General features: G+C 64.1%; 1 protein-coding gene. It reads right to left on the minus strand.

Translation table 11 applies throughout. The features are described 5' to 3' along the window. The coding region (locus KP22_RS21155) for an AMP-binding protein (RefSeq protein WP_039326440.1) at positions 1-370 on the minus strand (370 nt) is incomplete at both ends.

Consider the following 370-nt stretch of genomic DNA (forward strand, 5'->3'; position numbering starts at 1 on the left):
ATACGGTCGTCAGGGTAGGACGGGTCGATCGGCACATAGGCGCCGCCCGCCTTCAGCACCGCCAGCACCGCCACCACCATTTCCACGCCGCGCGGCAGGCAGATGGCCACCCGCATATCCGGCACCACACCCTTTGCTATCAGCGCGTGCGCCAGACGGTTGGCGAACTGGTTGAGTTCGTCATAACTCAGTTTCCCCTCGTTATACACCAGCGCCACCGCCTGCGGCATGCGAGCCACCTGGGCCTCGAATAGCTGATGGATCCCCTGTTCCCGCGGGTAGTCCGTGCGTGTCTCGTTCCAGTCATACAGCACCTGACGGCGTTGAGCATCGGACAGCAGCGGCAGCCGGGCGATTTCCTGCGCCGCAT

The organism is Pectobacterium betavasculorum (assembly GCF_000749845.1).
Lineage (GTDB): Bacteria > Pseudomonadota > Gammaproteobacteria > Enterobacterales > Enterobacteriaceae > Pectobacterium > Pectobacterium betavasculorum.